The organism is Allobosea sp. GW823-FHT02B03 (assembly GCF_058797755.1).
Genome location: NZ_JBXAJY010000016.1, coordinates 1 through 1,827 on the forward strand (window position 1 = coordinate 1; position 1,827 = coordinate 1,827).

The 1,827-nt window shown below is 66.6% G+C and carries 1 protein-coding gene; it reads right to left on the reverse strand.

All coding sequences use genetic code 11. The features are described from left to right. Positions 1 to 1,598: TRAP transporter large permease (locus AC1REK_RS27505; protein ID WP_492270899.1), on the reverse strand; the 1,598-nt coding region annotated here is incomplete at its 3' end. Between the last annotated feature and the right edge of the window lie 229 nt (positions 1,599 to 1,827).

Below are 1,827 nucleotides of genomic sequence, written 5' to 3' on the forward strand. Positions count from 1 at the left end.
CCCGGTATCTGGATTGAGTCGAACTGCTTGTTGATCTGCTGTTGGTCGAGCTGCACGGCGGATGACTTGTAGTGCATGACCATCTGCGGGAAGAGCACGACGAGCGCGACCATGATGCACTGGATCACCACGAAGGGGACGGCGCCCCAGTAGATCTGGCCGGTGGTGACCGGCTCCATCATCTTGCCGGTGACCTTGTCCTTGTAGCGCTCCTTGGGGGCGACCGAGCGCAGGAAGAACAGCGCGAAGCCGAAGGGCGGATGCATGAACGAGGTCTGCATGTTGACGCCGAGGATGACGCCGAACCAGATCAGGTCGATGCCGAGCTTGTCGGCGGCCGGTCCGAGCAGCGGCACGATGATGAAGGCGAGCTCGAAGAAGTCGAGGAAGAAGGCGAGCAGGAAGACCATCACGTTGACGACGATCAGGAAGCCTGTCGCGCCGCCGGGCAGGCCGACCAGGAGATGCTCGACCCACAGGTGGCCGTTGACGCCGTAGAAGGTCAGCGAGAACACCCGCGCGCCGACCAGGATGAACAGCACGAAGGCGGAGAGCTTGGCGGTCGACTCCGTCGCCTGCCGGAGCAGGTCGAAGGTCATGCGCTTCTTGCCCCAGGCGAGCAGGATCGCGCCGGCCGCGCCCATGGCGCCGCCCTCGGTCGGGGTGGCGAGGCCGATGAAGATCGTGCCGAGCACGAGGAAGATCAGGGCCAGCGGCGGCACCATCACGAAGATCACCTGCTCGGTCATGCGCGACAGCAGGTTGAGCTTCAGGACCTTGTTGACCAGCGCGATGACGAAGGCGACCGCGACCATGATCGACATGGTCAGGATGACGAAGTCGGCGCCGGCATTGAGCTTGGTGAAGAGCTTCATGTAGGCGTAGGCGACCGCAAAGCAGAGGATCGTCACGACCAGCAGCGAGAAGCGCCGGATCTTGCCGTCGGCATCGCGCAGGGTCTGGGCCTCCGGCGGCAGGCCGGGCGCGCGCTGCGGGTAGACGATGGTGATCAGGAAGACGTAGCCGGCATACATCGCCGACAGCACCAGGCCGGGAATGAAGGCGCCCTCATACATGTCGCCGACCGAGCGGCCGAGCTGGTCGGCGAGCACGATCAGGACGAGCGAGGGCGGGATGATCTGGGCGAGCGTGCCCGACGCCGCGATGACGCCGGAGGCCAGGCGCCGGTCATAGCCGTAGCGCAGCATGATCGGCAGCGAGATCAGGCCCATCGAGATCACCGAGGCGGCGACGACGCCGGTGGTGGCGGCGAGCAGCGCGCCGACGAAGATCACCGCATAGGCGAGACCGCCGCGGATCGGCCCGAAGAGCTGGCCGATCGTGTCGAGCAGGTCCTCGGCCATGCCCGAGCGCTCCAGCACCAGTCCCATGAAGGTGAAGAACGGGATGGCGAGCAGCACGTCGTTGTTCATCGTGCCGTAGATGCGCTCCGGCAGGGCCTGCAGGAAGTTCTCCTGGAACATGCCGAGCTCGATGCCGACCAGGGCGAAGAGCAGGCCGTTGGCGGCGAGCGCGAAGGCGACGGGATAGCCGAGCAGGAGGAAGACGACGAGCGCGGCGAACATCACCGGCGCCATGTTCTCGCGCATGAAGTCGCCGAAGCCGGCGGCCTGGGCGTCGCCGGTGTGCAGGCTGAAGAAGGCGGCGACGGTCAGCGCGAGCAGCAGCGCGCAGGCGCGGGCGGAGCGGGCGAGGGTCATGAAAGCTGTCCGGGAATCTGCGTCTGGGCTCACGGGGCGAGGCCTTCGGCCTTCGCCTGGTCGAGCAGGCGTTGGGCCTCGGCCTCGGCAGCGGCGGCGTGGCCGC